Origin of the sequence: Stackebrandtia sp. (genome assembly GCF_035643755.1) — a bacterium.
In the GTDB taxonomy this organism is placed as follows: Bacteria; Actinomycetota; Actinomycetes; order Mycobacteriales; family Micromonosporaceae; genus Stackebrandtia.
The window spans coordinates 1-5,211 of sequence record NZ_DASQPW010000054.1; the positions used below are offsets into that span (position 1 = coordinate 1).

Genomic DNA, 5,211 nt, shown 5'->3' on the forward strand with positions numbered 1-5,211 from the left:
GATCGCGGCGGCTTCGTCGAGACGCGTCAGTTGAGCGGCGGTGAATTCGACCTCCAGTGCGCCCAGATTGTTGTCCAGTTGCGCGGTGGTGCGCGCGCCGATGAGGGATGCCGTCACGTCCGGTTTCCGCAAGGTCCAGGCAAGCGCGACCTGGGCGGGCGTGCGACCCAGTTCCGTGGCGATCTCCTTCACGGTCTCGGCGATACCGAGATTGCGTTCGGTCACCCAGCCCACGGAGACGTTGAGACTCTTGCGAGCGCTTTCATCGGTTTCGGCGCCGACCGCGGTCAGATCCTCTCGCGTGTACTTACCGGTGAGCAACCCGCCGCCCAGCGGCGAATACGGGACTACGCCCAGCCCCATCTCGCGCGCCATGGGGATCAGGTCACGTTCACCGCCACGCTGGATCAGACTGTATTCGATCTGCAACGCGACCAGCGGCGACCAGCCCCGCAGGTCGGCGATCGCCTGCATCCGCGATGCCTGCCAGGCCGGGGTATTGGACACCCCGACGTACAAGACCTTGCCCTGTCGAACCAGATCATCCATGCCCCGCAGGATCTCCTCGACCGGCGTCGTGAAATCCCAGACATGCAGGTAGAGCAGATCGATGTAGTCGGTGTTCAGCCGCCGCAGACTGGATTCCACCGACGCGAACAGGTTCTTTCGGTGCGGCCCGCCGGAATTCGGGTCGCCGGGCCTGCGCAGTGTCGAGTATTTCGTCGCCACCACCAGGCCTTCCCGATTGTCGCGAGTAAACTCGCCCAGCAGGCGCTCGGAACTGCCGTTGGTGTAGGTGTCGGCGGTGTCGATGAAGTTGCCGCCGCGCTCGACATAGACGTCGAACAGTTTGCGCGCTTCGTCCCGCTCGGCGCCCCAGCCCCACTCGGTGCCGAAGGTCGCGGCGCCCAGCGCCAGCGGTGAGACCCGCAGCCCGGACCGACCCAGCATCCGGTAACTGTCGAGGGTGAGTGACATCATGTCCTCCAGAACTCGTGATCCGTTGTCAAGAACCGAGTCTGCGCCCGCCGCGAGCAGCGGAAAAGGGAGAAAAGTTCCTGGGAAAGCCAGTCCTACCCCGGCGTAACATCGAGCCCGATGACCCGCGCCATGGATAGGACGCAGGAGTTGGCCGCGTTTCTGCGGTCGCGTCGCGAAAGCCTGTCCCCGAACGATTTCGACCTGACCTCGCGCAGAAGATCCCGCCGCACCCCCGGCTTGCGCCGCGAAGAGGTCGCCGAACTGGCCGGAATCAGCATCGACTACATCGTGCGGCTGGAACAGGCCCGCGGCCTGCGACCCTCGGCCGACGTCGTGGAGGCGCTGGCCCGGGCGTTGCGGCTTAACCCCGACGAACGCGCCTACCTCTTCGGCCTGGCCCAGCATCGTCCCCGCAACACCGACAAACCCAGCACCGCCGCCGCACCACCCCTGGCCCGGCTTGTCGCCGATCTGTCACCACTGCCGGCGATGCTGATGAACCACCGCTACGACATCCTGGACTGGAACGCCGAAATGGCGCGTCTCCTGCTGGATTTCGACACGCTGCCGCCCCCGCGACGCAACTCGATGTGGCTGTGCCTGATGCACCCGGGCATACGCGAGTTCTATGTCGACCGCGAACGAGTCGTACGCGAGGGAATCGCCCACCTGCGCGCCGCCTGGGCCACGCACCCAGACGACCAGGCACTGTCCGATCTCATCACCGAATTCATCGGCCATGACGAGGAATTCGCGCGATTTTGGGCCGAGCGGGACGTCAAGGTCAACGGCCGCGGTCACAAGACGCTGCGGCATCCCGAAGTCGGAATGCTCACCATGCACTTCGAAGTCCTCATACCGCTACAAGATCCGGACCAACGGTTGCTGATCTACCGTGCCGCGGACGAGCAAAGCCAGTCGGCCTTGGACCGACTGTCGGACCATTGACCGTGAACCATCCACTCAGGCGCGGACCCGCAGGGACTCGAACCCTCTGGCCCCGACGCTGCCCCGTGATTCGTCGTGTCGGCGAGCCACTGTGGACTTGGCGCGATCGCGGTTAGTCGATACCCACGTGCGCTACGCGTCGGGTCTCGATGCCCGGTCCGGCCGGGGCAACGCCACCCACGGCGGCGTCGCTGCGGTATGTGCCGCGATCGACAGTCGCGGAGTTCAAGGAAGATTCCTGGTGTGACTGTTTGGTCCGTTCCGCGATCCGTCCTATGTGTATGTACGGCGCGGCGGGCGAACATGACGAGTACGTTACCATGGTATCTTGTTACCATGGTAACAGTCCAGAGAGTGCAAACGGGATTGCGCGTCGAAAAGAACCTGCTGAAGGTGCTCAAGGGCCTGGCCGAATATCTCGACATGCCGCTGGGCGAACTCGTCGAAGGCATCGCCCTGCACGCGTTCGAAGGCAAGGCGCCGTTCAGTCCCGAAATCCTGAGCAAGATCAAGCAGCTCAGGGACGTTTACGGCCTGAGCCTCACCGCGGCCGACGGCCACGCGCTGGAGGAGAAGTGATGCCCGTCCGGCGCCGGCTCACCGGCACCATCGAGGTGGCATTGCCGCCCGCGCAGGCGTTCCGACTGTTCACCCCGCGCGGCGAACAAGACTGGGTGGAGGGCTGGGACCCGCACTTCCCCGACCCTGAGGCCGACGACACCGAGCCCGGCACCGTCTTCGAAACCCATGCCCACGACCAGCGCACCATCTGGACCGTCGTCGACCGGCGGCCCGGCCGCATGATGTCCTACTCCCGCGCCACGCCCGGCCTCCGCGCCGGAACCGTCACCGTCTCGCTCGAGGCGACCCCCGGCCAAAGCGATCACAGCACCGTAACCGTCTCCTACGACCTGACCGCGCTGTCCGAAGCTGACCGCGCCGACCTTGCGAAGTTCGCCGCCGACTATCCGGGCTTCCTGCGCTCGTGGCAGGAGACCATCGCCGCCACGCTCGCGTGACCTCACTGGTTTTCGGGGGACGCCAGAAAGCCCTCACGCCACCCTCCGCCTAGGACTATCCCGGCGCGAGTTGACTGATGAGCCCCTTGCTCCACGCGCTGATCGCTGCTGTTTGCTCCGGCGAGAGCCGATCAAAGGCGAACCGACGGATGTTGGCCGCATGCCCGTGGATCGCGCGCTCGACCACATCGGCGCCCGACGGTGTCAGCATGATGCCGGTTCGGCGGCCGGCGGCGCCCGCCTCCGTTCGCTCCAGCAACCCGCGGCGCTCCATTCGGGTGAGTTGGTGTGCGACGCGGCCCTTCTCCCAGTCGAGCGAACCCGCGAGGTCGGTGACCCGCATCTGTCCGCCCGTGGCCGCGCGCAGCATCACGAGAATGCTGAACTCGGCCTTGGATATCCCGAAGTCGCGTTGCAGGGTCCGGTCGACCTCCTTGGTCAGCAGGCGTTGTGCCTGCATCCACTCGTCCCAGAACATCCATTCTTCGGGTGACAAGGATGCGGTCTCGGTCATGGGTACATCCTAGCCAGGAAGAGTTGACGTAACAACTCTTGCGCCTTAGAGTTGTCACGTCAACTTGAAACGAGCGAAAGGCGCATCACATGGGTCCAGCAGTCGTGGTCGTCGGAGGCGGATACGCCGGCACCCTCATCGCGAAGTCATTGGACGGCGACGCGAGGGTCACCCTCATCGATCCTCGGGATGCGTTCGTCAACTTCGCGGGTTCGCTGCGGGCATTGGCCCGGCCCGACTGGGCCCACCACCCGTTCTTCGACTACCGCACTCTCCTGAAACACGGCCGCGTCGTCCGGGACAGGGTGACGTCGGCCGATCCCGCCGGCGTCACCCTGTCCGATGGCGGCCGCGTCGATGCCGACTATCTCGTCCTGGCGACCGGGTCGAGCCACTCATACCCGGCCCACCCCCGGCACATGACCACCAGCGCGGCACCGGCCGTGAAGGATCTGCGCGTCACGAACGACCACCTTCGGCGCGCCGAGCGGGCATTGATCCTGGGTGCCGGCCCGGTCGGGCTCGAACTCGCGGGCGAGATTCGTGAGGTATGGCCAGACAAACACATCACCATCGTCGATCCATCGCCGGACCTTCTCCCCGAATTCCTGCCTGAGATACGCGCCGACCTCCACCGCCAACTCAAGGAACTCGACGTGGACCTGCGACTTGGCACGTCCCTGACCGAATCGCCGCCCGTCGAGCCGGGGACGAACTCAGCCTTCACGGCCACGACGGACGCCGGCGAGCCGATCACCGCGGACATCTGGTTTCGCAGCTTCGGCGCGCGCGTCAACACCGACTACCTGGAGGACGGCGCCCTCGTCGAACTCACCGAGCGTCGCACCGTGCCCGTCGATGAGTACCTGAACGTGGTCGGCTACCGGAGCGTCTACGCGCTCGGCGACATCGCCGACCTGTCCGATGCCAAGATGGCGACCCACGCTCAGACGCAGTCGCTCGTAGTCGTCGAGAACATCCGAGCACAACTGCGGGGCGACGAGACCGGAACCGTCTACGAGTCGGGATCCGTCCCGCGAATCTTGCTACCGCTGGGCACGCGCGCGGGCGTGGGCCAGCTTCCCGACCCCGCAGGCGGCGCCATCGCCGTACCGCTGGAGACAGTCATCCAGCGCAAGGGGATTGACCTCTTTACCTCCCGGTTCATGGAGAGGTTCGACCTGACCCCCTGAGCCCGAACGAATGCTGACCAGTCGACGTAACCATGGCCAAGGCGCCCCAGATTCCTGTTGCAAGGTCTCGAAGGGTGGGGTGGCGATCGCCGCCACCGTCGCAGTGGTAATCGATTCGCGACTCGAGCCGTCTTGGCCACGGCGAGGAAGACGAACAGATGAGGGATGTCATGGACAAATACGTTCAACGGCAGTCGTTTGCCGGGGATCTCGATGTACTTGTGCCTCGCAGTTTTGCCGCGTTTCGCGCGGCGTCGCGGGGGCTCTTCACCCGTGCTCTCCCCAACGGCAGCGGTTGGCGTAAGCGGCCGTCGTCTCCACCGCGTCGAGAGGATGCCTCACGCACCGAGCCGCTCGTGGATCACCGATCTACGCGACACACCGCGTGAAATCACTCCACGCACATTTGGTGTGCAAGTCTTGCCCCGCATTGGTTCCTTCCCCGTGACAACAGAACCAATCCACTACCGCCAACGACGCGAACCACTGCCCAAGACACGGCCACGACCAGCAAGAACACCCACAAACCGCACTTTGTTGGCGCTGTGGATGATGC

Annotated in this window: 6 protein-coding genes; 4 read left to right on the forward strand and 2 right to left on the reverse strand. The window is 65.1% G+C overall.

Features of this window, described 5'->3' with window-relative positions; genetic code table 11:
• Positions 1-978: aldo/keto reductase (locus VE172_RS04090; RefSeq protein WP_324797561.1), on the reverse strand; the 978-nt coding region annotated here is incomplete at its 3' end.
• Positions 979-1,098: 120 nt separating this feature from the next.
• Between VE172_RS04090 and VE172_RS04095 the strand changes: the two genes are divergently transcribed.
• The 3 genes from VE172_RS04095 (at position 1,099) to VE172_RS04105 (ending at position 2,948) form a co-directional block, all read left to right on the forward strand.
• Positions 1,099-1,929: a helix-turn-helix transcriptional regulator gene (locus tag VE172_RS04095; protein WP_324797564.1), complete on the forward strand. Its 831-nt coding sequence runs from the start codon at positions 1,099-1,101 to the stop codon at positions 1,927-1,929.
• A gap of 336 nt (positions 1,930-2,265) precedes the next feature.
• Complete coding sequence (locus tag VE172_RS04100; protein WP_349258246.1) at positions 2,266-2,508, forward strand: hypothetical protein; 243 nt, start codon at positions 2,266-2,268, stop codon at positions 2,506-2,508.
• Positions 2,508-2,948, forward strand: a complete 441-nt coding sequence (locus VE172_RS04105; protein ID WP_324797570.1) for an SRPBCC family protein — start codon at positions 2,508-2,510, stop codon at positions 2,946-2,948. Before VE172_RS04100 ends, VE172_RS04105 begins: the two co-directional genes overlap by 1 nt.
• A gap of 55 nt (positions 2,949-3,003) precedes the next feature.
• On the opposite strand, the gene VE172_RS04110 is transcribed toward VE172_RS04105, so the two are convergent.
• On the reverse strand, positions 3,004-3,462 hold the full coding sequence (locus tag VE172_RS04110) for a MarR family winged helix-turn-helix transcriptional regulator (RefSeq protein ID WP_324797573.1): 459 nt from the start codon (positions 3,460-3,462) through the stop codon (positions 3,004-3,006).
• Positions 3,463-3,551: 89 nt separating this feature from the next.
• Between VE172_RS04110 and VE172_RS04115 the strand changes: the two genes are divergently transcribed.
• Entirely contained in the window at positions 3,552-4,655 is a 1,104-nt protein-coding gene (locus VE172_RS04115) for an NAD(P)/FAD-dependent oxidoreductase (protein WP_324797575.1), read from the forward strand.
• Positions 4,656-5,211 lie beyond the last annotated feature (556 nt).